Source organism: Bradyrhizobium embrapense, from assembly GCF_001189235.2.
Classification (GTDB): domain Bacteria; phylum Pseudomonadota; class Alphaproteobacteria; order Rhizobiales; family Xanthobacteraceae; genus Bradyrhizobium; species Bradyrhizobium embrapense.
In genome coordinates this window covers 526,270-549,937 of record NZ_LFIP02000001.1, presented here as the reverse complement: position 1 = coordinate 549,937, position 23,668 = coordinate 526,270, and the positions used below count along the sequence as shown (strand labels likewise).

Annotated in this window: 25 protein-coding genes; 20 read left to right on the top strand and 5 right to left on the bottom strand. The window is 64.4% G+C overall.

Features of this window, described 5'->3' with window-relative positions; translation table 11 throughout:
- Positions 1-3 precede the first annotated feature (3 nt).
- Both AKN83_RS02955 and AKN83_RS02950 read left to right on the top strand, forming a co-directional pair.
- Complete coding sequence (locus AKN83_RS02955; protein WP_050406482.1) at positions 4-1,071, top strand: alkene reductase; 1,068 nt, start codon at positions 4-6, stop codon at positions 1,069-1,071.
- 108 nt (positions 1,072-1,179) lie between these two features.
- The gene (locus AKN83_RS02950; protein WP_430641501.1) at positions 1,180-1,848 is read left to right on the top strand and encodes an NAD(P)-dependent oxidoreductase; all 669 of its coding nucleotides are present in this window, start codon (positions 1,180-1,182) and stop codon (positions 1,846-1,848) included.
- A gap of 77 nt (positions 1,849-1,925) precedes the next feature.
- Here AKN83_RS02950 and AKN83_RS02945 read toward each other — a convergent pair whose 3' ends face one another.
- Complete coding sequence (locus AKN83_RS02945) at positions 1,926-3,479, bottom strand: winged helix-turn-helix domain-containing protein (protein WP_050406480.1); 1,554 nt, start codon at positions 3,477-3,479, stop codon at positions 1,926-1,928.
- A 164-nt stretch (positions 3,480-3,643) separates the two neighbouring features.
- Between AKN83_RS02945 and AKN83_RS02940 the strand changes: the two genes are divergently transcribed.
- The 3 genes from AKN83_RS02940 to AKN83_RS02930 all read left to right on the top strand — a co-directional run bounded on the left by AKN83_RS02940 (position 3,644) and on the right by AKN83_RS02930 (position 5,667).
- Positions 3,644-4,675: an alpha/beta fold hydrolase gene (locus AKN83_RS02940; RefSeq protein WP_050406479.1), complete on the top strand. Its 1,032-nt coding sequence runs from the start codon at positions 3,644-3,646 to the stop codon at positions 4,673-4,675.
- Positions 4,676-4,689: 14 nt separating this feature from the next.
- Positions 4,690-5,199 (top strand): cytochrome P460 family protein, encoded by a 510-nt coding sequence (locus AKN83_RS02935; RefSeq protein ID WP_050406478.1) that lies wholly within the window; start codon positions 4,690-4,692, stop codon positions 5,197-5,199.
- Positions 5,200-5,298: 99 nt separating this feature from the next.
- Positions 5,299-5,667, top strand: a complete 369-nt coding sequence (locus AKN83_RS02930) for an ArsC family reductase (protein WP_157113178.1) — start codon at positions 5,299-5,301, stop codon at positions 5,665-5,667.
- 6 nt (positions 5,668-5,673) lie between these two features.
- On the opposite strand, the gene AKN83_RS02925 is transcribed toward AKN83_RS02930, so the two are convergent.
- Positions 5,674-6,291, bottom strand: coding sequence for a hypothetical protein (locus tag AKN83_RS02925; protein WP_050406476.1), 618 nt, complete (start codon positions 6,289-6,291; stop codon positions 5,674-5,676).
- A 457-nt stretch (positions 6,292-6,748) separates the two neighbouring features.
- Between AKN83_RS02925 and AKN83_RS02920 the strand changes: the two genes are divergently transcribed.
- The 7 genes from AKN83_RS02920 to AKN83_RS02890 all read left to right on the top strand — a co-directional run bounded on the left by AKN83_RS02920 (position 6,749) and on the right by AKN83_RS02890 (position 13,211).
- On the top strand, positions 6,749-7,504 hold the full coding sequence (locus AKN83_RS02920; RefSeq protein ID WP_050406475.1) for an ABC transporter ATP-binding protein: 756 nt from the start codon (positions 6,749-6,751) through the stop codon (positions 7,502-7,504).
- Positions 7,497-8,240: an ABC transporter ATP-binding protein gene (locus AKN83_RS02915; protein WP_050406474.1), complete on the top strand. Its 744-nt coding sequence runs from the start codon at positions 7,497-7,499 to the stop codon at positions 8,238-8,240. Before AKN83_RS02920 ends, AKN83_RS02915 begins: the two co-directional genes overlap by 8 nt.
- Before the next feature lie 42 nt (positions 8,241-8,282).
- Positions 8,283-9,503 carry an ABC transporter substrate-binding protein gene (locus AKN83_RS02910; protein ID WP_063695159.1) on the top strand — a complete coding sequence of 407 codons (1,221 nt, stop codon included), beginning with the start codon at positions 8,283-8,285 and terminating at the stop codon, positions 9,501-9,503.
- Between the two features lie 64 nt (positions 9,504-9,567).
- Positions 9,568-10,431, top strand: a complete 864-nt coding sequence (locus AKN83_RS02905; RefSeq protein ID WP_050406473.1) for a branched-chain amino acid ABC transporter permease — start codon at positions 9,568-9,570, stop codon at positions 10,429-10,431.
- 1 nt (position 10,432) lies between these two features.
- Positions 10,433-11,401, top strand: coding sequence for a branched-chain amino acid ABC transporter permease (locus tag AKN83_RS02900; RefSeq protein ID WP_050406472.1), 969 nt, complete (start codon positions 10,433-10,435; stop codon positions 11,399-11,401).
- A 146-nt stretch (positions 11,402-11,547) separates the two neighbouring features.
- Positions 11,548-12,192, top strand: a complete 645-nt coding sequence (locus AKN83_RS02895; protein WP_050406471.1) for a DUF47 domain-containing protein — start codon at positions 11,548-11,550, stop codon at positions 12,190-12,192.
- A 14-nt stretch (positions 12,193-12,206) separates the two neighbouring features.
- The gene (locus AKN83_RS02890; RefSeq protein ID WP_050406470.1) at positions 12,207-13,211 is read left to right on the top strand and encodes an inorganic phosphate transporter; all 1,005 of its coding nucleotides are present in this window, start codon (positions 12,207-12,209) and stop codon (positions 13,209-13,211) included.
- Here the strand turns inward: AKN83_RS02890 and sugE are convergent, their stop codons facing one another.
- Complete coding sequence (gene sugE, locus AKN83_RS02885; RefSeq protein WP_050406469.1) at positions 13,212-13,526, bottom strand: quaternary ammonium compound efflux SMR transporter SugE; 315 nt, start codon at positions 13,524-13,526, stop codon at positions 13,212-13,214. It lies immediately after the preceding gene.
- A 155-nt stretch (positions 13,527-13,681) separates the two neighbouring features.
- Here sugE and AKN83_RS02880 point away from each other — a divergent pair, with 155 nt between their 5' ends.
- Positions 13,682-15,301 (top strand): peptide chain release factor 3, encoded by a 1,620-nt coding sequence (locus AKN83_RS02880; protein ID WP_050406468.1) that lies wholly within the window; start codon positions 13,682-13,684, stop codon positions 15,299-15,301.
- A gap of 387 nt (positions 15,302-15,688) precedes the next feature.
- Positions 15,689-16,294, top strand: a complete 606-nt coding sequence (locus AKN83_RS02875; RefSeq protein ID WP_050406467.1) for a hypothetical protein — start codon at positions 15,689-15,691, stop codon at positions 16,292-16,294.
- A 302-nt stretch (positions 16,295-16,596) separates the two neighbouring features.
- Here the strand turns inward: AKN83_RS02875 and AKN83_RS02870 are convergent, their stop codons facing one another.
- Complete coding sequence (locus tag AKN83_RS02870) at positions 16,597-16,899, bottom strand: hypothetical protein (protein ID WP_157113177.1); 303 nt, start codon at positions 16,897-16,899, stop codon at positions 16,597-16,599.
- Positions 16,900-17,049: 150 nt separating this feature from the next.
- Positions 17,050-17,592 (bottom strand): hypothetical protein, encoded by a 543-nt coding sequence (locus tag AKN83_RS02865; protein ID WP_050406465.1) that lies wholly within the window; start codon positions 17,590-17,592, stop codon positions 17,050-17,052.
- A gap of 180 nt (positions 17,593-17,772) precedes the next feature.
- Between AKN83_RS02865 and AKN83_RS02860 the strand changes: the two genes are divergently transcribed.
- From AKN83_RS02860 to der, 6 genes are all read left to right on the top strand, one after another.
- Positions 17,773-18,375 carry an NnrU family protein gene (locus AKN83_RS02860; RefSeq protein ID WP_050406464.1) on the top strand — a complete coding sequence of 201 codons (603 nt, stop codon included), beginning with the start codon at positions 17,773-17,775 and terminating at the stop codon, positions 18,373-18,375.
- 2 nt (positions 18,376-18,377) lie between these two features.
- Positions 18,378-19,199 (top strand): 3-methyl-2-oxobutanoate hydroxymethyltransferase, encoded by an 822-nt coding sequence (gene panB, locus AKN83_RS02855; RefSeq protein ID WP_050406463.1) that lies wholly within the window; start codon positions 18,378-18,380, stop codon positions 19,197-19,199.
- A 10-nt stretch (positions 19,200-19,209) separates the two neighbouring features.
- Positions 19,210-20,805, top strand: a complete 1,596-nt coding sequence (locus AKN83_RS02850) for a class I adenylate-forming enzyme family protein (protein WP_050406462.1) — start codon at positions 19,210-19,212, stop codon at positions 20,803-20,805.
- Positions 20,806-20,961: 156 nt separating this feature from the next.
- Positions 20,962-21,618, top strand: coding sequence for a tetratricopeptide repeat protein (locus AKN83_RS02845; RefSeq protein ID WP_050406461.1), 657 nt, complete (start codon positions 20,962-20,964; stop codon positions 21,616-21,618).
- A gap of 37 nt (positions 21,619-21,655) precedes the next feature.
- The gene (locus tag AKN83_RS02840; RefSeq protein WP_050406460.1) at positions 21,656-22,216 is read left to right on the top strand and encodes a hypothetical protein; all 561 of its coding nucleotides are present in this window, start codon (positions 21,656-21,658) and stop codon (positions 22,214-22,216) included.
- Positions 22,217-22,268: 52 nt separating this feature from the next.
- The gene (gene der, locus AKN83_RS02835; protein WP_050406459.1) at positions 22,269-23,651 is read left to right on the top strand and encodes a ribosome biogenesis GTPase Der; all 1,383 of its coding nucleotides are present in this window, start codon (positions 22,269-22,271) and stop codon (positions 23,649-23,651) included.
- Positions 23,652-23,668: the final 17 nt, after the last annotated feature.

Below are 23,668 nucleotides of genomic sequence, written 5' to 3'. Positions count from 1 at the left end.
CACATGACCGATATCTGGTCTCCGATCAAACTGGTCAACATGCAGTTGCCGCATCGACTGGCCATGGCGCCAATGACGCGCAGCCGGGCGAAGCCCGACGGCACGCCGGGCGATCTGGCGGCGGAATACTATGCCCAGCGCGCCACGATGGGCCTTCTGATCAGCGAGGGCACACAGCCATCTGCCGACGGACAAGGCTATCTGGCGACGCCGGGCATCTACACTGGCGACCACGTCGCCGGCTGGCGCAAGGTCACGAATGCTGTCCACGCTGCCGGAGCACGCCTGTTCGTCCAGCTCATGCATGTCGGCCGCATGTCCCACCCCGACAACACGCCGCATCATCGGCAGCCGGTCGCGCCGTCGGCCGTCGCGCCCGATGTGGACATGTTCACGATGAAGGGCATGCAGCCCATTCCCGAGCCGCGCGAACTGACCACCGACGAAGTCAGGCAGACCGTTGCGGACTTCGCGCACGCGGCCAGACGTGCCGTCGAAGCCGGGGCCGATGGCGTCGAAGTACACGGTGCCAACGGGTATCTGGTCCATCAATTCCTTGCGCCGAACGCCAACCACCGCACCGACCGGTATGGCGGCTCGATGGGAAATCGCGCGCGGTTCGCCGTCGAAGTGGTTCGCGCCATCGCGGATGCCATTGGCCCGGAGAAGACCGCGATCCGCCTCTCGCCGGGCATCCCCACCAACGGCATCGCAGAGGGCCAGGACAACGACGATCTCTACCGTCATCTGGCGAAGGAGTTCGACAAGATGGGCCTTGCCTATGTGCACCTCCTCTACGTGCGCAACGATCCGCTTCTTGTTGACATCCGCAAGGCGCTTGGCGGCACGTTGATCGTCAACCGTCCGGGCCGCACGCGCGAGCAGGTCGGTGCGGATGTGGCCGCGGGACTTGCCGACATCGAGGCGCTCGGTGTCATGGCGCTGGCCAATCCGGACCTGGTCGATCGCCTCAGGACCGGCGCGCCCTTCAACGAGGTGAGGTCTGCCCTGTTCTACGCCGGAGGCGGTGCCGAAGGTTACACCGACTATCCCTTCGTCGATCGAGCGTGATCGTTGCACGCGTGGGAGCAAGCCTCCCACGCATGCGACCCAACCCCATACCGAAATCGAGACAGCGGGTTCGCCTCCAGGAAGGCGCCCCTGTTCATGGAGGCATCAATGAATACTTTGACGGACAACAGCGCGAAGACGTCCTTGGCCAGGATACTGGTACTTGGAGCGACCGGCGGCACCGGACGTCAGATCGTCAAGCAGGCGCTGGCCCGCGGTCATCAGGTCACCGCGCTTGTGAGGTCACCGGAAAAGGCCGGCGATCTGGGCGGCGCACGCCTCGTTGTTGGCGATGTGCGCGACGCGAAGTTGCTTCGCGAAGCTCTCAACGCACAGGACGCCGTCGTCAGCGCGCTCGGCACGCCGGCGAGTCCATTCCGCGAAGTAACGCTGTTATCGACCGCGACGCGTGCGCTCGTTCAGGCGATGAAGGCCGAGCATGTCTCTCGCCTGGTCACCATCACGGGGATCGGCGCCGGCGTTAGCCGCGGGCACGGCGGCTTCGTGTTCGACAAGGTGATCTTTCCGCTTCTGCTGAAGAAGGTGTACGCCGACAAGGACAGGCAGGAAGCCATCGTGAGGGACAGCGGTCTCGACTGGGTCCTCGTGCGTCCCTCCGTCCTGAACGACAAGCCTGGCCGCGGACAGGTCCGAGCCCTGACTGATCTCTCCGGCTTTCGTGGCGGAAGCATCTCGCGACAAGACGTTGCGGCGTTCGTTCTGGATCAACTGTGCAGTGATGCTTGGCTGCATCGCGCTCCATTGATCACCTGGTGACACTGCTCGGTCGTGTTTCGCCGGACGGCTCGTCCGGCCCACCACTGGTGAATGATCGTCGGGTGCTCGGGGCGACGTCAATCCGGGACGCCGGCGGCCGTGAGGGTCTCACGATAGGTCGCAGACATCGCTTCCATTGGGAAGGGAATCCGCGACAGGAATCCGGAAATCGAAAACTCCGGATCGACCTTGAGCAGTTCGCGCGCGGTCTGGGTCGCGCGCTCGGTCTCGCCGGTCTTCACCAGCGCCACGATCAGGACGCGCAGGGCGACCGCGAAACGGCGGTTCTGCGCCAGCGCCTTGTCGGCCCACGTCACGGCTTCGGCAAAGTTGCTATCGAGCACCGCGCAGATCGCCAGTGCCGCGGAGGCGAACCAGCCGCGCGGATCGCGCGGGTTCAGCCGTTGCGCGCGCTCGATCATGGCGCGGCCGGCCTGCTGGTTGCCGCGCATCGCCTCGATCCAGCCGCAGAGCACCAGCGCCATCGCCGAGTTCGGGTTGATCGCCAGCGACCGCTCGAACAATTCGCGCGCGGGCTCGATCTCGTCGGCCATGTTCCAGATCGCGAACGCCGCCATCCACAGCACCTGCGGATCACCCGGTGCGAGCTCGACCGCGCGCCAGGCCTGCGCGACCGCGCGTTCCCGGTAGGCGTCGTTCGGCTTCAGCCACCCCTGGACGTGGCGCATCGCGTGGCAATAGGCCGACGCCGCCAGCGCCGGCGCGTAAGCCGGGTCGAGCGCCAGCGCCTGGTCGAGGCAATCGAGCGCGGCTTCCATGCTCTCGGGCGTGAACTCGTATCTCAGGCTGTAGGCACGCAGCAGCAGATCGTAGGCGTCGAGCTTGTCGGGTGGCGCTGTCCGCACCCGCTCGGCTTCCGCGACCAGCATGGTCGGCTCGATCGCGCCGACCACGGTCTCGGTGATGCGGTCCTGGAGGTCGAACACGTCGGTCGCAGCACCGTCGAAGCGATCGGCCCACAGATGCGCGCCGGAGACGGCGTCGATCAGCTGGCCGGTGATGCGCAAGCGGTCGCCGCCGCGGCGGACGCTGCCCTCGAGCACATAGCCGACGCCGAGCTCGCGCCCGACCTGGCGGATATCGACCGCCTTGCCCTTGTAGGTGAAGGCGGAGTTGCGCGCGATCACGGTGAGGCGGCTGCAACGCGCCAGCGCGGTGGTGATGTCCTCGGCGATCCCGTCGGCGAAATAATCCTGCTCCGGATCGCCGCTCATATTGGTGAAAGGCAGCACCGCGATCGACGGGCCTTCGCTCGGTCGCGGCGAGGCGGCGTTGTCGGCAACCGAACGAGCGGGCGCGCTGTCCTCCCGGACATCGCCGACGAAGCGGAGACCCTTGCGGGGCAGGGTGCGGATCAGCCGCTGCGCCTCGCCATTGTCTCCGATCGCGGTCCGCGCTGCGTTGACGCGGCTGCTCAGCGTCGCCTCCGAGACGATCCGGCCGTGCCAGACGGCGGCCAGCACCTCGTCGCGGCTGACGACGCGGTCGCGGGCACGGATCAGGAATTCCAGGAGGTCGAAGACCTGCGGCTCGACGGCCACCAGGGCGGCGCCGCGGCGCAGCTCCCGGCGCTCGGAATCGAGGGTCAAGTCGTTGAAATGGTAGGTCAATTCGAAGAGTCCGACGGCCGGCGGCTGAATCCGGGGCGGAACCTAGCACAGGCCGACGGAAGCCAAAATCACGACGGTCTGAAGGACAAATCCATGTCCTCTGAAAGCGGGCGGGCTCGGTCTCTGCGATAGTCAGTTTCGACACCAGACGTAAGGAGATCGCCATGTCGCAAGCCATCAATCCGCAACGCCGCCGCTTCCTCGGTATCGCCGGCGGGATCCTCGCCGCGTCCCGGTTCGGCTTGATCGGTTCGGCCCGCGCGCAGTCCGCATCGCCTGTGGTCAAGGCCGGCCACACCACGATCGGTCCGGTGAAGCAGATCAAGGCCGGCGTGCTCGATACCGGCTATGTCGAGATGGGTCCGGCATCAGGTCCCGCCGTGGTCCTGCTGCACGGCTGGCCCTACGACATCCACAGCTATGCCGACGTTGCGCCGGCGCTGGCGGAGGCCGGCTATCGCGTGATCGTGCCGCATCTGCGCGGCTACGGCAGCACGCGCTTCCTCTCCAGTGATACCAAGCGCAGCGGCCAGCCGGTCGCGGTCGCCGCCGACATCATCGCGCTGATGGACGCCTTGAAGATCGAGAAGGCGGTGCTCGGCGGCTATGACTGGGGCGCGCGCACCGCCAACATCATGGCGGTGCTGTGGCCCGAGCGCTGCAAGGCCATGGTATCGGTCAGCGGCTATCTGATCGGCAGCCAGGCCGCCGGCAAGATGCCGCTGCCGCCGAAGGCCGAGCTGCAATGGTGGTACCAGTTCTATTTCGCGACCGAGCGCGGCCGCGAGGGCTACGCCAAGAACCGGCACGACTTCAACAAGCTGATCTGGCAGCTGGCTTCGCCGCAGTGGAAGTTCGACGACGCCACCTATGATCGCAGCGCGGCCGCGTTCGAGAATCCCGATCACGTCGACATCGTGATCCACAATTACCGCTGGCGGCTCGGTCTCGCCGAGGGCGAGGCGAAGTACGATGCCTTCGAGAAGGCGCTGGCCCAGGCGCCTGTCATCGCGATCCCGACCATCACGATGGAGGGCGATGCCAACGGCGCGCCGCATCCGGAACCGGCGGCCTATGCCAAGAAGTTCTCCGGGCATTACGAGCATCGCCAGCTGCCCGGCAGCATCGGCCACAATCTGCCGCAGGAAGCGCCGCAGGCCTTCACCCAGGCCATCATCGACGTCAGCAAGATCTGAGCCGAGCCCGGATCATGAAACAGGTTGTGAAATGGGCAGCTGCCGCGATCGCGGCAGCCTGCATTAGCGCGGCATTGCCGTTTGCGGTCGGGCATGCCGATGATGCGGCACTGGCATCGCCGATCTTCGGCGTGAAGATTCCCGAAGGTTATCGCAACTGGAAGCTGATCGCGGTCGGCGAAGAGACCGGGCTCGACGAGCTGCGCGGCGTGCTCGGCAACGCGGCCGCCGTGAAAGCCTATCAGGACGGCGCTGCGCGCTTTCCCGACGGCACCGTGCTGGTGAAACTCGCCTGGAAGCGCAAGCCGGTTGCGGGCCTCGACGGCGCCTTCATCACGGGGCCGGCGACCACGGTCCAGGTCATGGTCAAGGACTCCGTCAAATATGCTTCGACCGGAGGCTGGGGGTTCGGCCGCTTCATCGACGGCAAGCCGGTCGATGCCGCGCAGCACGAGACCTGCTTCGCCTGCCACGAAGCCCACGCCAGCGATCACGATTTCGTCTTCACGCACTACGCGCATTAAGCACCGGCAAGATCGGTGTGGAGAGCGGCACGCTCTGATCTGGCGCTGTCATTGCTGCGGGGTTAGTTTCCCCGCCGCAATCGCATGCGGGGAACGGCCTTGACCATCACCATCTACGGCATCAAGAACTGCGACACCATGAAGAAGGCACGCAGCTGGCTCGACGATCACGGCGTCGCCTACGACTTCCACGACTACAAGACGGCCGGCATCGCCAAGGACAAGCTCAAACAGTGGAGCGACGAGGTCGGCTGGGAGACGCTGCTCAACCGCGCCGGCACCACCTTCAAGAAGCTGCCCGATGCCGACAAGGAAGGTTTGAACGAGCGCAAGGCGCTGGCGCTGATGGCCGAGCAGCCCTCGATGATCAAGCGTCCGGTGCTCGACCTTGGGTCCAAACGCGTGGTCGGCTTCAAGCCGGATATCTACGCCAAGGAAGTGCCGGCGAAGGCGCGCAAGAAGGGCTGACGCGTCCTAGATCAGCTCGACCGAATCCTGGCTCGCCGGCCGATCCGCCGGCACGAACCTGCGATCGATCACCGCCCGCATCGTGACGACCGGGACCGACTTCGCCTTCACGCCCATCAGATCGTGCAGCCGGAAGCCGCCCTCGATGCTGATCGCCTTGTAGGAGCCGATGATGTGGTCGACGCGGTCGCCGCGCCCGAACGGCAGCAGCAGCCGCTCGTAGGACACATCCTTGCCGTCGGCGTCGGTCAGCTCCGCAATGGTGTAGGTCGGTCGCTTGCGCGCGAGGCAGGCGCGATAGGACAGGATGACGCCGGCATAGCGCTCCGGGCCGATCGCGTCATCGAGATAGCGGTTGGTGCGCAACCGTGGCTCGACGTGCTCGTTGCCATAGGCCGTCGTCAGCCGCGCGCCTTCCTGCGTGATCAGGAAGCGGGCGTCCTCGCCGCTGCCGACCACGTCGAACCCCATCATGTCGGCGCGCTCGTCGGCGCTGCCGTCGGTATGGAAGTCGCACAGCAACGGAAGGGCGTCCGGCATACGCACCGCGCGCAGCCAGGCGTTCAGCAGCACCCGCTGCGTGATCGATTTGATCACCGATGGATCGGCACTCTTGAATGGCATGGGCTAATCGAATTCAAGTGGCTGCGGCGGCTGTGCTGCCGTGTCGAGGGTCTGACCGAAGGCATAAGGTGCCGGATCGATTTGACGGTGGAGGAATTGGCGCGTGCGAAATGCAAGGCTCTGACTGTTCACAATACAATGGGCCGGAGTTTCGGCGGGAGGCGGAAATATTCTATGAAAGGGAATGACCGGAGCAAAACACGCTTAACGCCGGCTTTCCGAGGCGCAAAGCGCGCTCAAATACCATTCGACTAAGGATCAACCGGAACTGGTCGTGCCAATACTGCACTGCACAGCTTTCCACCTTGCGTAACCGCCACAGATGACGGCATATTCCGGCCCGGAGGCGGCAGGACCCGGACGGTTTCCAAGACGTTGCGGACATCCTGTCGGACACGAAAAAGAGCTGGCCACGCGGGCGACGGGCTTCGCGGCGATGGCGTATGGGGGAATCTATTTGGCCGATGAGTTCATTCTCGAAACCAGCGGATTGACCAAGGAATTCGCGGGTTTCTTTGCCGTTCGCGACGTTGCGCTGAAGGTGCGTCGCGGCAGTATCCATGCGTTGATCGGGCCGAACGGCGCCGGCAAGACCACCTGTTTCAACCTGCTGACCAAATTCCTGAAGCCGACGGGCGGGCAGATTCGCTACAAGGGCCAGGATATCACCGCGATGCCGCCGGCCGACGTGGCGCGGCTCGGCCTCGTCCGCTCGTTCCAGATTTCGGCGGTCTTTCCGCATCTGACCGCGCTCGAAAACGTGCGCGTGGCGCTGCAGCGCCAGCACGGAGCGTCATTCGATTTCTGGCGCTCGAAGAGCGTGCTCGACCGCTTCAACCCCCGCGCCCATGAGCTCTTGAACGACGTCGGCCTCAGCGAGTTCGCCAACACGCCGGCGGTCGAGATGCCGTACGGCCGCAAGCGCGCACTTGAAATTGCAACGACGCTCGCGCTCGACCCCGAGATGATGCTGCTCGACGAACCGATGGCCGGCATGGGCCACGAGGACATCGACAAGATCGCGGCGCTGATCAAGCGGATCTCCGCCAAATACACCATCCTGATGGTCGAACATAACCTCTCGGTGGTGGCCAATCTCTCCGACATCATCACCGTGCTGACGCGCGGGCAGGTGCTGGCGGAGGGCAATTACGCCGACCTCTCCAAGGACGAGCGCGTGAAGGAAGCCTATCTGGGAGCGGGTCATGGCTGAGGCAAAACTGGCGGAGAGGCCCGTGGCTGCGGCCGGCGCCGAGGTGCTGACGGTCGGCGATTTGCAGGCCTGGTACGGCGAATCGCACATTCTTCACGGCATCAATTTCAACGTGAGGGCCGGCGAGGTGGTGACGCTGCTCGGCCGCAACGGCGCCGGCAAGACCACGACGCTGAAGTCGATCATGGGCGTGATCGGCAAGCGCTCCGGCTCGATCCGCTTCGACAACAAGGAGATCATCCGCGCCACCTCCGACAAGATCGCGCGGCTCGGCATCGCATTCTGCCCCGAGGAGCGCGGCATCTTCTCCAGCCTCGACGTGCGCGAGAACCTGATGCTGCCGCCGGTGGTGCGTCCGGGCGGCCTGCCGCTCGACCAGATCTTCACGCTGTTTCCGAATCTGAAGGAGCGTCTCACCAGCCAGGGCACCAAGCTCTCGGGCGGCGAGCAGCAGATGCTGGCGATTGCGCGCATCCTGCGCACCGGCGCGCGCTTTCTGATGCTGGACGAGCCGACCGAAGGGTTGGCGCCGGTCATCATCCAGCAGATCGGGCACACCATTGCGCGCCTGAAGTCGCAGGGCTTCACCATCCTGCTGGTCGAACAGAATTTCCGCTTCGCCTCGACCGTTGCCGACCGCTACTACATCGTCGAGCACGGCAAGGTGATCGATGGCTTCGCCAATTCGGAGCTGTCGGCCAACATGGACAAGCTGCATACCTATCTCGGCGTTTGAAACCGCCGAAGCCAGAAAATTTAAGAACTGAGGGAATACGCCATGAGGAATACGATTTCAGCGCTTCTGCTCGGCACCGCGATGGTGCTCTCCGTCGCAGGCGTCGCCTCCGCCGACGACAAGACAGTCAAGATCGGCGTGCTGTCCGATCAGTCCGGCCTCTATGCCGACCTCGCGGGCCCCGGCTCGACGCTGGCGGCGCAGATGGCGATCGAGGATAGTGGCCTCAAGGCCAAGGGCTGGACCATCGACCTGATCTCCGGCGATCACCAGAACAAGCCCGATATCGGCACCACCATCGCCCGCCAGTGGTTCGACGTCGACAAGGTCGACACCATCGTCGACGTGCCGAATTCCGGCGTCGCGCTCGCGGTCAACAACGTCGTCAAGGAGAAGAACGGCGTCTACATCAATTCGGGCGCTGCGACCTCCGACCTCACCAACGCGCAGTGCACGCCGAACACGGTGCACTGGACCTACGACACCTACATGCTCGCTCATGCCACCGGCCAGGCGCTGGTGAAGGCGGGCGGAGACACCTGGTTCTTCCTGACCGCGGACTACGCGTTCGGCGCGGCGCTGGAGCGTGACACCACCGCGGTCATAACAGCCAATGGCGGCAAGGTGGTCGGCGGCGTCAAGCATCCGCTCAACACCGCCGACTTCTCCTCGTTCCTGCTGCAGGCGCAGGCCTCCAAGGCCAAGATCATCGGTCTCGCCAATGCCGGCGGCGACACCACCAACTCGATCAAGCAGGCGGCCGAGTTCGGCATCGTCAAGGGCGGTCAGAAGCTCGCGGCGCTGCTGCTGTTCCTCACCGACGTCAAGGCGATCGGGCTCGAGACCGCGCAGGGCCTCAACTTCACCGAGACCTTCTACTGGGACCTCAACGACAACACCCGCGCCTTCTCCAAGCGTTTCTCGGAGCGGATGAAGAACAGCGCGCCCCCGACCATGGTGCAGGCCGGCGTCTATGCGGGCCTGCTGCATTACTTCAAGGCGCTGGAAGCGCTCGGCGGCAATCCGCATGACGGCGCCAAGGTGGTCGCCAAGATGAAGACCATCCCGACCGACGATCCGCTGTTCGGCAAGGGCGAGGTCGAGGCCAACGGTCGCGTCACCCACGACGCCTATTTGTTCGAGGTGAAGAAGCCCTCGGAGTCCAAGGGTCCATGGGACTTCTACAAGCTGGTCGGCACCGTGCCCGGCAACCAGGCCTTCACGCCGCTCGACAAGAGCGCCTGTGCGCTTCTGAAGAAGTGACGATCATGCCCGCCGGCCATGCGCGTGGCCGGCGGGCTTCATCTATCCAGCGAAAGCTCATTCGATGCAGGCTCTCTACGCACAGCTTCTGGTGGGACTGATCAACGGCTCGTTCTACGCGCTGCTCAGTCTGGGGCTCGCCGTCATCTTCGGCATGCTCAACATCATCAATTTCGCGCACGGCGCGCTCTACATGATGGGCGCCTTCGTGGCGTATTTCCTGCTCAATCTGGGCGGCATCAACTACTGGTGGGCGCTGCTCATCGCTCCTGTCATCGTCGGCATCTTCGGCATGATCCTGGAGCGGACCATGCTGCAATGGCTCGCCGGCCTCGACCATCTCTACGGACTGCTGTTGACGTTCGGCATCGCGCTGATCGTGCAGGGCGTGTTCCAGAACTATTTCGGCTCCTCGGGCCTGCCTTACTCGATCCCGGATCAGCTCAAGGGCGGCGTCAATCTCGGCTTCATGTTCCTGCCGATCTATCGCGGCTGGGTGGTGATCTTCTCGCTGGTGGTGTGCCTTGCGACCTGGTTCCTGATCGAGAAGACGCAGCTCGGCGCCTACTTGCGCGCGGCCACCGAGAACCCGACGCTGGTGCGGGCCTTCGGCATCAACGTACCGCGCATGATCACGCTGACCTACGGGCTCGGCGTCGGTCTTGCCGCGCTCGCCGGCGTGCTGTCGGCGCCGATCAACCAGGTCCGCCCGCTGATGGGCGCCGATCTCATCATCGTGGTGTTCGCGGTGGTCGTGATCGGCGGCATGGGCTCGATCATGGGTTCGATCATCACCGGTTTCGCGCTCGGCGTGATCGAGGGACTGACCAAGTATTTTTATCCCGAGGCCTCCAACACCGTGGTGTTTGTCCTGATGGTGGTGGTGTTGCTGGTGAAGCCAACGGGACTGACGGGACGGGCGGCCTGATATGTCAGCATTGACCGACGATACACTTCCGATGACGCCGCGCGCGATGCGCGACGAGATGATCGTATTCGCCGTGATGGCGGCGCTGCTGGCGGTGGTGCCGTTCACGGGGGTCTATCCCTTCTTCGTGATGCAGGCGCTGTGCTTTGCGCTGCTCGCCTGCGCGTTCAACCTCCTGATCGGCTATGGCGGCCTGCTGTCGTTCGGCCACGCCATGTTCCTCGGCACCGCCGGCTACGTCTCGGCGCATGCGCTGAAGGTGTGGGGGCTGTCGCCGGAGCTCGGCATCGTGGTCGGCACCGCCGCGGCGGCCTTGCTCGGCCTCGTCACCGGCTACATCTCGATCAAGCGGCAGGGCATCTACTTCTCTATGATCACGCTGGCGCTGTCGCAGCTGCTCTACTTCCTCTATCTGCAGGCGCCGTTCACCCACGGTGAAGACGGCATCCAGGGCATCCCGCAGGGCCACCTGCTCGGGATCTTCGATCTCTCCAAGCCGATCGTGCTCTATTACGTCGTGCTGGTCGGCTTTCTCGCCGGCTTCCTCTTGATCTACCGCACCATCAACTCGCCGTTCGGCGAGGTGCTGAAGTCGATCCGCGAGAACGAGCCGCGCGCGATTTCGCTCGGCTACAAGACCGACCAGTACAAGTTGCTGGCCTTCATCCTGTCGGGCACGCTGGCGGGCTTTGCCGGCTCGCTGAAGGTGTTCGTGGCGCAGAACGCCTCGCTCACCGACGTGCACTGGTCGATGTCCGGTGAAATCGTGCTGATGACGCTGGTCGGCGGCCTCGGCACCATCTTCGGACCGGTGGTCGGCGCGTTCGTGATCATTGCCATGCAGCAATATCTCGCCGGTTTCGGCCAGTGGGTGACGGTGATCCAGGGCGTGATCTTCGTGGCCTGCGTGCTCTTGTTCCGGCGCGGCCTGGTCGGCGAGCTGGCCCACCTGCTGCGCCGGTCGCTTTAGGGGCAGGGGACCGCGGCCTCCTTCGATATAGCAGTGGATGACCGCCCATTCGGGCAGTCAAGCCCGGGCGCATTCAGCGCAATTTGTTCTATGACAGTTTTGTGACAGTCGCTAAAAGGGCTGTCCCGGAACGATGGAACTGAGACATGCTGCGCTGGTTTCGCGCTTTCCTGCCCAAGGAAGAGCGATTTTTCGACCTGTTCGCCCGCCACGCCCAGACCTCCGTGCAGTGTGCGAAGGCGCTGCAGGACATGCTGAGGGGCGGGGAGGAAACGCCGGTCTATTGCCAGCGCGTCAATCAGTTCGAGAACGATGCCGACAGCGTCACCCGCGAAGTGCTGACCGCGGTCCGCCGCACCTTCATCACCCCGTTCGACCGCAGCGACATCAAGAACCTGATCACCGCGATGGACGACGCGGTCGACCAGATGCAGGCGACTGCCAAGGCGGTGATGCTGTTCGAGGTGCGCGAGTTCGAGCCGCCGATGCGCGAGATGGGCGGCCTGATCGTCGAATGCGCCAATCTGGTCGGCCGCGCGCTGCCACTGCTGCAATCGATCGGCCATAACGTCTCGATGCTGACCCAGATCACCGAGGAGCTGACCAAGCTCGAGGGCCGGGTCGACGATCTCCAGGACATCGGGCTCAAGGAGTTGTTCCTGAAGCACCGCGACGCCAACACGATGGACTTCATTGTCGGCGCGGAGATCTACGATCACCTCGAGAAGGTGGCGGACCGCTTCGACGATGTCGCCAACGAGATCAACTCGATCGTGATTGAACAGGTTTAGGGCAGGGCCATCAGTTGGACGCCACGCTGGGTCTTCCCGTCCTGACCATTCTGATCGCGGTCGCGCTGCTGTTCGATTTCCTGAACGGGCTGCACGACGCCGCGAACTCGATCGCAACCATCGTCTCGACCCGGGTGCTGCGGCCGCAATATGCGGTGTTCTGGGCGGCCTTCTTCAACTTCGTCGCCTTCGCGGTGTTCGGCCTGCACGTTGCCAACACGATCGGCACCGGGATCATCGATCCGGCGGTGGTGGACGCGACCGTGATCTTCGCTGCACTGGTCGGCGCGATCGTCTGGAACGTGATCACATGGGCGCTGGGCATTCCCTCGTCGAGTTCGCACGCGCTGATCGGCGGCCTGGTCGGCGCCGGCATGGCGAAGGCGGGCATCTCGGCGGCGGTGTGGAGCGGGCTGACCAAGACCTTGCTCGCGATCGTGCTGTCGCCGCTGGTCGGCTTCCTGCTGGCGCTGGTGCTGGTTGCGATCGTGTCCTGGCTGTCGGTGCGCTCGACGCCGTTCGCGGTCGATCGCGCCTTCCGCATCCTGCAATTCGCCTCGGCCTCGCTCTATTCGCTCGGCCATGGCGGCAACGACGCGCAGAAGACCATGGGCATCATCGCCGTGCTGCTCTATTCGCAGGGCCATCTCGGCGACACCTTCGAGATCCCGTTCTGGGTGGTGCTCGCCTGCCAGAGCGCGATGGCGCTCGGCACCTTGATGGGGGGCTGGCGGATCGTCCGCACCATGGGGCTGCGGATCACCAAGCTGACGCCGATGCAGGGCTTCTGCGCCGAAACCGGCGGCGCCGCGACCCTGTTCATCGCGACCTATCTCGGGGTGCCGGTATCGACCACCCACACCATCACCGGCGCCATCGTCGGCGTCGGCGCGGCACGGCGGCTCTCCGCCGTGCGCTGGAACGTGGCGAGCTCGATCGTCTATGCCTGGGTGATCACGATCCCGGCGTCGGCCGCGGTCGCCGCCGCGACCTATTGGGCGGTGCAGGTCCTCAAATAACTATCCGACCAGCTTCAGCCCGACGATGCCGGCGACGATCAGCCCGATGCTGGCAAGCCGCATCGCGGTTGCGGGTTCGCCGAGCAGGATGATGCCGAGCGCCGCGGTGCCGACCGCGCCGATCCCGGTCCAGACCGCATAGGCGGTTCCAATCGGCAGCGTCTTCAGCGCGATGCCGAGCAGGATCACGCTGCCGGCCATCGCCGCCAGTGTCAGCACCGACGGCACCAGCCGCGAGAAACCGTCGGTATATTTCAGCCCGATCGCCCAGCCGATCTCGAGCAGGCCCGCGGTGAACAGAATGGCCCAAGCCATGACGAACCCTCCGGATAAGGCAGGGTCGTCCCCGCGGATGGTATGGTGAGGAAAGGTCGTCCTTCCCATGCCTATATGAGGATGGTGCGGCCATTCCGCATTGCGACAAAACGCCCTTGATTGCGCCCGTTTTCCCTGCCAAACGCTGCCCCGCCATGTCCGATACCGCTGTTTCAACCGAATCGCCGTCCCGCTCGCCACTGTCTGAGGAAGTGGCGCGCCGGCGCACCTTTGCGATCATCTCGCACCCGGACGCCGGCAAGACCACGCTGACGGAAAAGCTGCTGCTGTTCGGCGGCGCCATCAACCTCGCGGGTCAGGTCAAGGCAAAGGGCGAGCGTCGCAACACGCGCTCGGACTGGATGAAGATCGAGCGCGAGCGCGGCATCTCGGTCGTCACCTCGGTGATGACCTTCGAGTTCAACGACCTGGTGTTCAACCTCCTGGACACGCCGGGCCACGAGGACTTTTCGGAAGACACCTATCGCACGCTGACCGCGGTCGATTCCGCGGTTATGGTGATCGACGCCGCCAAGGGCATCGAGGCGCGCACCCGAAAACTGTTCGAGGTGTGCCGGTTGCGCGACATCCCGATCATCACCTTCATCAACAAGATGGACCGCGAGAGCCGCGACACCTTTGAGCTGCTCGACGAGATCGAGAAGACGCTGGCGCTCGACACCACGCCGATGACCTGGCCGGTCGGCCGTGGCCGCGACTTCCTCGGCACCTACGACGTCGTCAATGGCGGCGTGCGGCTGCTCGAGGGCGGCGGCGCCAAGACCGGCGCCACTGAGCAGATCGACATCGCCGATCTCGGCAAGCGCAACCCCAATCTCGACGTCGCCGAGGTCAAGGACGAGCTCGCGCTGGTCTCGGAAGCCTGCAAGCCGTTCGAGCTCGCGGCGTTCCGAGAGGGCCATCTGACGCCGGTCTATTTCGGCAGCGCGCTGCGCAATTTCGGCGTCGGCGACTTGCTGGAAGGCCTCGGCAAGTTCGCACCGGCGCCGCGCGCGCAGGATTCCGATCTGCGCAAGGTCGAGGCTTCAGAGCCGCGCATGAGCGCGTTCGTGTTCAAGATCCAGGCCAACATGGATCCGAACCACCGCGACCGCATCGCCTTCGCCCGGCTATGCTCCGGAAAACTCAGCCGCGGCATGAAGGCCAAGCTGGTTCGCACGGGCAAGAACATGAGCCTGTCGAGCCCGCAATTCTTCTTTGCCCAGGATCGCTCGGTGGCGGACGAGGCGTTCGCCGGCGACGTCGTCGGCATTCCCAACCACGGCACCTTGCGGATCGGCGACACCCTGACCGAGGGCGAGGATCTGACCTTCGTCGGCGTGCCGAGCTTCGCGCCGGAAATCGTCCGCCGCGTTCGCCTGACCGATGCGATGAAGGCCAAGAAGCTGAAGGAAGCCTTGCAGCAGATGTCGGAGGAGGGCGTCGTGCAGGTGTTCCGTCCGCGCGACGGCGCGCCGGCGCTGGTCGGCGTGGTCGGCCCGCTGCAGCTCGACGTGCTGAAGGCGCGGCTCGACGCCGAATATTCGCTGCCGGTCGAGTTCGAGGTCAGCGAATTCTCGTTGGCGCGCTGGATTTCCTCCGACGACCGCAAGAAGTTAGAGGCCTTCGTCGCCGCCAACAATTCCGGCATCGCCGACGATGTCGACGGCGATCCGGTGTTCATGGCCAAGAACGAGTTCTATCTCGGCTACACCCGCGAGCGCGCCGAGGGCATCACCTTCTCCAACGTCAAGGACGTGAAGAAGAAAGCGTAAGGCCCAGTGTACTCAGTGTCGTCCCCCGGCTTGACCGGGGGACCCAGTACGCCGCGGCCTATCGGTCAATCACAGCCGTCTCTGGAATACTGGATCGCCCGATCAAGTCGGGCGATGACAGCGAGGTTGTGGCGAGACAAGCGCGAGGACGAGAAGAGGCGGTGCCGTGCCGCATCCTCAGTGTCGTCCCCCGGCTCGACCGGGGGACCCAGTACGCCGCGGCCTATCGGTCAATCACAGCCGTCTCTGGAATACTGGATCGCCCGGTCGAGCCGGGCGATGACAGCGGGGTTGTGGCGAGAAAAGCGCGAGGACGTGAACCGGCGCCGCTTGCTCCGGTCCGGCCGCGGTACCATGTTCCCCGGAGCGCAATCCGGGTCCGTCTGCATGCTCCGACGCCTCGCCATCCGTCTCGCTTTTGCCGTGCTGGCCTTTACGCTCGCAGGCGCCGCCTCGGCGCAGCAGCGGCAGCAGACTGACCCGGCGCCGTTCGCACACACGCCTTGCAGCGTGCTCGACGAAGGGCCTTGCGTCCCGTCCTATTGCAGCGTGTTCAATCACGGGCCGTGCTTTCCCGAGATGGATTATCCGTACGGCGAAAATCTCCAGCTCACGATCCTGACCGTGCCGCCCGAGGGGCAGGCCGAGAAGTACCGCAAGCCGGATCATGATCTCAATACCATCGGCGACCTCTTTGCCGCGCTCCGCGCCTGCTGGGCGCCGCCGCCGCCAGACGACGCGCATGCGGGCATGCAGATGTCGGTGCGCTTCAGCTTCAAACGATCCGGCGAAATGATCGGCGCGCCGCGCCTGACGTTTTCGACGCGGGGCGTCCCGGCCGATACCCGCACCACCTACCTCAACGCGATCAACGCCTCGCTCGGCGCCTGCCTGCCGCTGAAATTCACCGGCGGGCTCGGCGGCGCGCTCGCCGGCCGCCCGATAATGATCCGCTATGTCGACAACCGCGAACTAAAGCAGGCAACTCATTGATAACGCAGCTGTATATTCTGAAGTGTCTCTTTTAAGCCTCCGGGCCTTGGTTCGTTCTCTCCGGTGCGTCGGTTAAAAATCCCTTTCACTTCACGAGGTCGTGATCGATTTCAGCCCGCATACTGAAGAATATTTTAACTGAGTCAGCGGCATTCTTGAGTCCTGGAACAGGGAGAAAAGAATGCTCACGGTGAACTTGCTCAACAACTTCCACCTCACGATCGATGCAGCGACGCTTTCGGCGTTCGTGGCAGCGATGGCTCTGATCCGTCGATTGACCCGAGAAACAGGATAGCCGGAGCTTAAGAGAACAAAGTTGGGTCCTTCGGCACAAAACGGTAGTCAAAACTCTTCTTGAGCCCGTGGATGCATTTGCGCGTTTCAATTTCGGGCTTAGCTTCGATTGCCGCTTCAGCGCGACGCTTGCGCGGGCTTCGCGTGTAAGAATCCCAGAACGTCTTCTGGCACACCCAGCCAGCAGAGAGCATGTCCATAACGCGGCTTTCCTGGCTCATAGATGTTCGTTGATCATCTTCGAGAAGATGGGTCGCCATCGGCACGTGCATTCGAAATGCGACGCGGCGCAGTTGTTCCCAATCACGCAATGATAATCGAACCTGCTTGGGCAGTGCCGGTTTCTTTTTTCATGTCCTAATCAACAGACAAACAACGTCAATAAGTGGCGGTGTGAAACTCGGCACATCATAGTCTGGTGACTTGGCTGGTACGATTGCCGTCCAACTCGGCGGAATCCATTAAGTGTTGAAAGGTGTCGGTTCTCCGGCTTCCCAAAACTTTAGAATGAAGTGTTTTGGATTAGGATTGCTAAATTGGGGGTCCATACTTTTATTAATTGCTCGGCGAAGCTTCGGTAAAAGCGCGGGTAGCTCATAGTCGAGCTTTTCCCTTGTATGTTCGTCGGCAACCGCGTCATTGGCGATCGTATCGTTCCAAAACGAAACTAGTTGACCTTGATAACTGAGGACGGTCTCTGCGAGGTCGTCGTCAAGAAACATGATATTTTTGGCGATGATTTTTGGGAATGCGTGGATTGAATCTACTGGTCCTTTTTCGCCGTTCCAATAGAGGTGCTTGCGTAAGAATTCGAGATGAGTTTCGAACGCTTCGTAGATCGCAATCACCGCATCGATACGCCGTTCGTGCCATTTTGTGGATTTAATAATGTCACGCTGCATGTTGCCCTTCATGCGCTCCAGCGATCGGTTGAAGTAGACGCCCATCAACAAGCCCGGCACAGAGCTGCCTATCAATGCTGATAACAAAACCTGCCAGTTCATATGATACTATCTCGCGAGGTTGATGGTTCGGTCGCCGACTCGATAGATCACTTGTGCGGTAGAACGGAATACAGGGTGGCAAGCCGGCCGGCAATCCGTGATCCGCGACCCGGCGTGACGCATTGCCACCCGCCCGGCGAAGATGTTACGCGAAGACACTAACAATCAGGGAGGAACATCGTGGGACTGCTCGTCATGATCCTGGGTCTCGTGCTGTTCCTCGGCATCCATGTGCTGACCAGTCTGCGCGAGCTGCGCGCCGGCTTCGTCAAAGCGATGGGCGAGGGCGCCTATAAGGGCATCTATTCGCTGGTGTCGTTCGCAGGGCTCGCCCTGATCATCTGGGGCTTCGGCCAGTACCGTGCTACGGGCATGATTCCCGTGTGGGAAGATAAAGTGCCCGCAGGTCTTCTGACCGCGCTTCGCCACATCACGGTGGCGCTGATGTTGCCCGCCGTCATCCTCGTCGTCGCCTCCTATATCCGCGGCCGCATCTACACCACCGTCAAGCATCCGATGCTGGCGGGCGTGAAGCTGTGGGCGTTCGCGCATCTGCTCGCCAATGGCGATCTCGGCTCGATCATCCTGTTCGGCTCGTTTCTCGGCTGGGCGGTTTATGACCGCATCTCGCTGAAGCGCCGCGCGGATGCCGGCGCGCCGCCGATTCCGGTGGGCGGCCCAACCAACGACCTGATCGCGATCGCGGTCGGTGTCATCGTCTACCTGGCGCTTGCGTTTGCGTTCCACCCGGTCGTGATCGGCGTGCCTGTCATGGGAGCCTGACTATGTCTGTTCAATCCGCCATCAAGCGCAAGACCGCGCCCGACCTGCGCGCCCGCAAGAACGGCGAGCCGATCGTGATGCTGACGTCGTACCATGCGCACACCGCAGCACTGGTCGACCGCCATTGCGATGCCATCCTGGTCGGCGATTCCCTCGGCAATGTGATGCACGGCTTCGAGACCACGGTGCCGGTTACCCTCGACATGATGATCTTGCAGGGCCGTGCCGTGATGCGCGGCTCGCTGGCTGCGCTGGTCGTGGTCGACATGCCATTCGGCTCCTACGAAGAATCGAAAGAGCAGGCGTTCCGGTCGGCGGTGCGGATCATGAAGGAAACGCTGTGCGGCGCGGTCAAGCTCGAGGGCGGCGCGCGGATGGCGGAGACGGTGGCGTTCCTGTCGGAGCGCGGTATTCCTGTGATGGGCCATATCGGCCTGACGCCGCAGTCGATCAACACGCTCGGCTCGTTCCGCGCGCAGGGCCGCGAGGAGGAGAGCTGGGCGCCGATCGAGAACGACGCCAAGGCGATCGCGGAAGCCGGCGCCTTCTCGATCGTGGTCGAGGCGGTCGCCGAGCCGCTGGCGCGCAAGATCACGCAATCGATCGCCGTGCCCACCATTGGCATCGGCGCCAGCGCTGCGTGCGACGGCCAGGTGCTGGTACTGGAGGACATGCTCGGCCTGTCACCGCGTGCACCGAAATTCGTGCGCCGCTACGGCAATCTCGGGCCGATGATCGAGGAAGCGATTGCAGGCTATGCGCGCGACGTGAAAAGCCGCGCCTTTCCAGGGCCGGAGCATGTCTACGGCATGAAGAAGAGCTGACGAGGCTGATATGGACTGGTCGCAACACGCATTGCCGCCGATGCGGCTCGAGCCGCGCTTCGGCGACCGCGTCGTGCCGGCGTTTGTCGAGCGGCCGGCCAGCCTGTGGGCGATGATCGCGGATGCCGTCGCGCAGAACGGCGACGGCGAGGCGCTGGTCTGCGGCGATCAGCGCTTGAACTGGCGCGAGGTCGCCGAGCAATCCGCGAAGGTCGCAGCCGGCTTTGCCAGGCTCGGCCTTGTGCCCGGCGACCGCGTCGCGATCCTGCTCGGCAACCGCATCGAGTTCGTGCTGACGATGTTCGCGGCTGCCCATGCCGGGCTGGTGACAGTGCTGCTCTCGACGCGCCAGCAGAAACCCGAGATCGCCTATGTGCTGAACGATTGCGGCGCGAAGTGTCTGGTCCATGAGGCGACGCTGGCCGACCGCGTCCCCGACGCTGCCGACATTCCCGGCCTTTTGCATCGCGTCTCGGTCAGCGACGACGGTGCGTCGCAATTCGCTGCCTTGCGCGACCATGCTCCACCGCCAGCGCCGGCGGAGGTGAGGGAAGAGGACACCGCGATGATCCTCTACACCTCGGGCACCACGGGGCGGCCGAAGGGTGCGATGCTCGCCCATTGCAACATCATTCACTCCTCGATGGTGTTTGCATCGTGCCTGAAACTGACCAAGGCCGATCGCTCGATCGCCGCGGTGCCGCTCGCCCATGTCACCGGCGCGGTCGCCAACGTCACCACCATGGCGCGCTGCGCCGGCGCGCTGATCATCATGCCGGAGTTCAAGGCCTCGGAATATCTGAAGGTCGCGGCGCGCGAGCGCGTCACCTACACCGTGATGGTGCCGGCGATGTACAATCTCTGCCTGATGCAGCCGGATTTCGACAGCACCGATCTGTCGAGCTGGCGGATCGGCGGCTTCGGCGGCGCGCCGATGCCGGTTGCGACCATCGAAAAGCTCGACGCCAAGATTCCCGGGCTCAAGCTCGCGAACTGCTACGGCGCGACCGAGACCACGTCGCCCTCGACCTTGATGCCGGGCGAATTGACCGCCGCCCATATCGACAGCGTCGGCCTGCCGTGTCCCGGTGCCGAGATCGTCGTGATGGGCGCCGACGGCCGCGAGGTGCCGCGCGGCGAGATCGGCGAGCTCTGGATCCGCAGCGCCTCCGTCATCAAGGGCTACTGGAATAATCCCAACGCGACCGCGGAAAGCTTCACCGCAGGGTTCTGGCATTCCGGCGATCTCGGCTCGGTCGATGCCGACAATTTCGTCCGCGTGTTCGACCGTCAGAAGGACATGATCAACCGCGGCGGTCTGAAGATCTATTCCGCCGAGGTCGAGTCCGTACTGGCCGGCCACCCGGCCGTGATCGAGAGCGCGATCATCGCAAAACCGTGCCCGGTGCTCGGCGAGCGCGTCCACGCCGTGATCGTGACCCGCACGGAGGTGAGTCCCGAGAGCCTGCGCGCCTGGTGCGCCGAGCGTCTCTCCGACTACAAGGTGCCGGAGACGATGGCGCTGACGTCAGAGCCACTGCCGCGCAACGCCAACGGCAAGGTGATCAAGCGCCAGCTCAGGGAGAGCATCTCGGCAGGGGTGTAGCGCGGCGTAGGACAAACTCCCCGGTTAACGCTTTGATCCGCCTCGCTTTGCCTTGCCTCCGCCACACCGTTAGGGTAACGCCGCCGCGATGTGGGGATCAGGTAGGGGCTGCGCTCCGCCGAGATTCGCGGTCCCGAGGGGATGGGATAGCTTTAAGTGTCTGAATTATTTGACGAAGTCGACGAGGAAGTCCGTCGCGATCAGCTCAAGCAGCTGTGGGACAAGTACTCGCTTTTCATCATCGCGCTGGCGATCCTGGTGGTCGCCGGCGTCGGTGGCTGGCGTGGCTACCAATATCTCGAGGCCCAGAAGGCCGCCGTGGCCGGTGCGGCGTTCGACCGCGCCGTCGAACTGTCGGACCAGAACAAGCACGCCGAGGCCGAGGCTGCGTTCGCCGACCTGATCACCAAGGCGCCGTCCGGTTACCGCAACCTGGCGCGGCTGCGCATGGCCGCCGAGGTCGCAACCCGCGATCAGCCGGCCGCTGCGAAACTCTATGACGAGATCGCGGCCGACCGCAGCGTCGGCGGCCCCGATCAGGATCTGGCGCGGATCCGCGCCGCGCAGATGGTGATGGACACCACGACCTATCCGAACATGGTGCAACGGCTCGAGGCGATGGCGACGTCCAAGGATTCGACGTTCCGCCACTCCGCGCGCGAGCTGCTGGCGCTGTCGGCCTGGCGCGCCAACGATGCCACCGCCGCGCGGCAGTGGCTCGACCAGATTGCCAATGACGGCGAGACGCCGCCGAGCCTGCGTTCGCGCGCCGAAGCGCTCCAGGCACTGTTGCCGCCGGTCGCGAAAAGCTGATTTGGCGCGAAACCCGAGTTTGAGTGAGAGATCGACCATGCGCCGCTCGCAACGCCTGATCGCAGCCGCAGTTCTGACAGCGCTTTGCAGCGCGCTGGCCGGCTGCGGCGGTGGCGGCATGGCCAATTTCGACCCGAGCGACCTGCTGGATTTCCTCGACACCAAGAAGAAGCTGCAGGGCGACCGCAAGCCGGTGTTCCCGGAAGGCGTACCCGGCCTCGAGCAGGGCGTGCCGAAGGAATTGTACAAGGGCTCGCAGCAGGAGCAGCTCGACCAGCAGAACGCCGCGGCTGCGGCCGCTGCCCAGCCGGCGCCGCCGCCGGAGCCCCCGAAGGGCGCCAAGAAGCACACCAAACGCGCCGCGCCGGCTGCGGATCAGGCCGCCGCTCCCGACGCCGCGGCGCCGGAAGAGGGCGCACCCGCCGCGCTGCCGCCCGAGCCGAAGCCGAAGAAGATCGTCCGCCGCCGCACCACCGCGCCGCCCGCCGACGACCAGCAGGCGCAGCCTGCGGCGCCGGCGCAGCAGCAGACCCAGACCACGCAACAATCCGGCGGCGCGTTCCCCGCGCCGCTACCGAGCGGCGGATTTAGCCGCTAGGCTCCTGCTTCAATGCATTGACGCGCGCCGCGTCGCGGCGCCTGGATGATCCATGTCTTTCACGATTGCCATTATCGGCCGGCCCAATGTCGGAAAGTCGACGCTGTTCAACCGGCTGGTCGGCCAGAAGCTCGCGCTGGTGGATGACGAGCCCGGCGTGACGCGTGACCGCCGCGAGGGCCAGGCCAAGCTCTACGATCTCGACTTCACCATCATCGACACCGCAGGCCTCGACGAGGGCGCCAAGGGCTCGTTGACGGCGCGGATGCAGGAGCAGACCGAAACCGCGATCGAGCTCGCCGACGCCTTGATGTTCGTGATCGACGCCCGTGTCGGCCTGACGCCGACCGATCGCGCCTTCGCCGACTTCGCCCGCAAGGCCAACAAGCCGGTGGTGCTGGTCGCCAACAAGGCCGAGGGCAAGCATGGCGAGTTAGGGGCGATGGAATCCTACGCGCTCGGCCTCGGCGACCCCGTGCAGATCTCCGCCGAGCACGGCGAGGGCATGGGCGATCTCCACGAGGCGCTGAGCGCGCTGGTGCCGGCGACCTCGGAGGAAGACGACGAGGCCGAGGACGACGAGGACATTTCGGAGGAGGAGGCCGCGCAGCGCCCGATCCGCGTCGCCATCGTCGGCCGGCCCAACGCCGGCAAGTCGACGCTGATCAACCACCTGCTCGGCGAGGAGCGGCTGCTGACCAGCCCCGAGGCCGGCACCACGCGCGATTCCATCGCGGTCGAGATCACCTGGCAGGGCCGCCAGTTCCGCGTGTTCGACACCGCCGGCCTGCGCCGCCGTTCGCGGATCGAGGAGAAGCTGGAGAAGCTCTCGGTCGCCGACGCCTTGCGCGCGGTGCGTTTTGCCGAAGTCGTCGTGATGATGATGGACGCGCAGAACAAATTCGAGGAGCAGGATCTGCGCATCGCCGACCTGGTCGAGCGCGAAGGCCGCGCCATCGTGCTCGCGGTCAACAAATGGGACCTCGTCGAGCGCAAGCCCAACCAGATCTCGCAATTGCGCACCGATGCCGACCACTGGCTGCCCCAGGTCAAGGGCGCGCCGATCGTCGCCGTCTCCGGCCTGATGGGCGAGGGCATCGACCGCCTGATGATCGCGATCCAGCAGGCCTATGCAGTCTGGAATCGGCGCTTGCCGACTGCCGCGCTCAATCGCTGGTTCGAGCAGGCGATCCAGGCGAGCCCGCCGCCGGCCGTCTCGGGCCGCAGGCTGAAGCTGAACTACATCACGCAGGTGAAGGCGCGCCCGCCGAGCTTCGTGCTGTTCTGCTCGCGCGCCGACGCGATCCCGAGATCCTACCTGCGCTACCTCACCAACTCGCTGCGCGAGACCTTCGATCTGCCGGGCACGCCGATCCGGATCACGCTGCGCGAGAAGGCCAATCCGTTCGCCCACAAGCGCAAGCGGCCGTCGTGAGCGGGCATAGCGTTTTC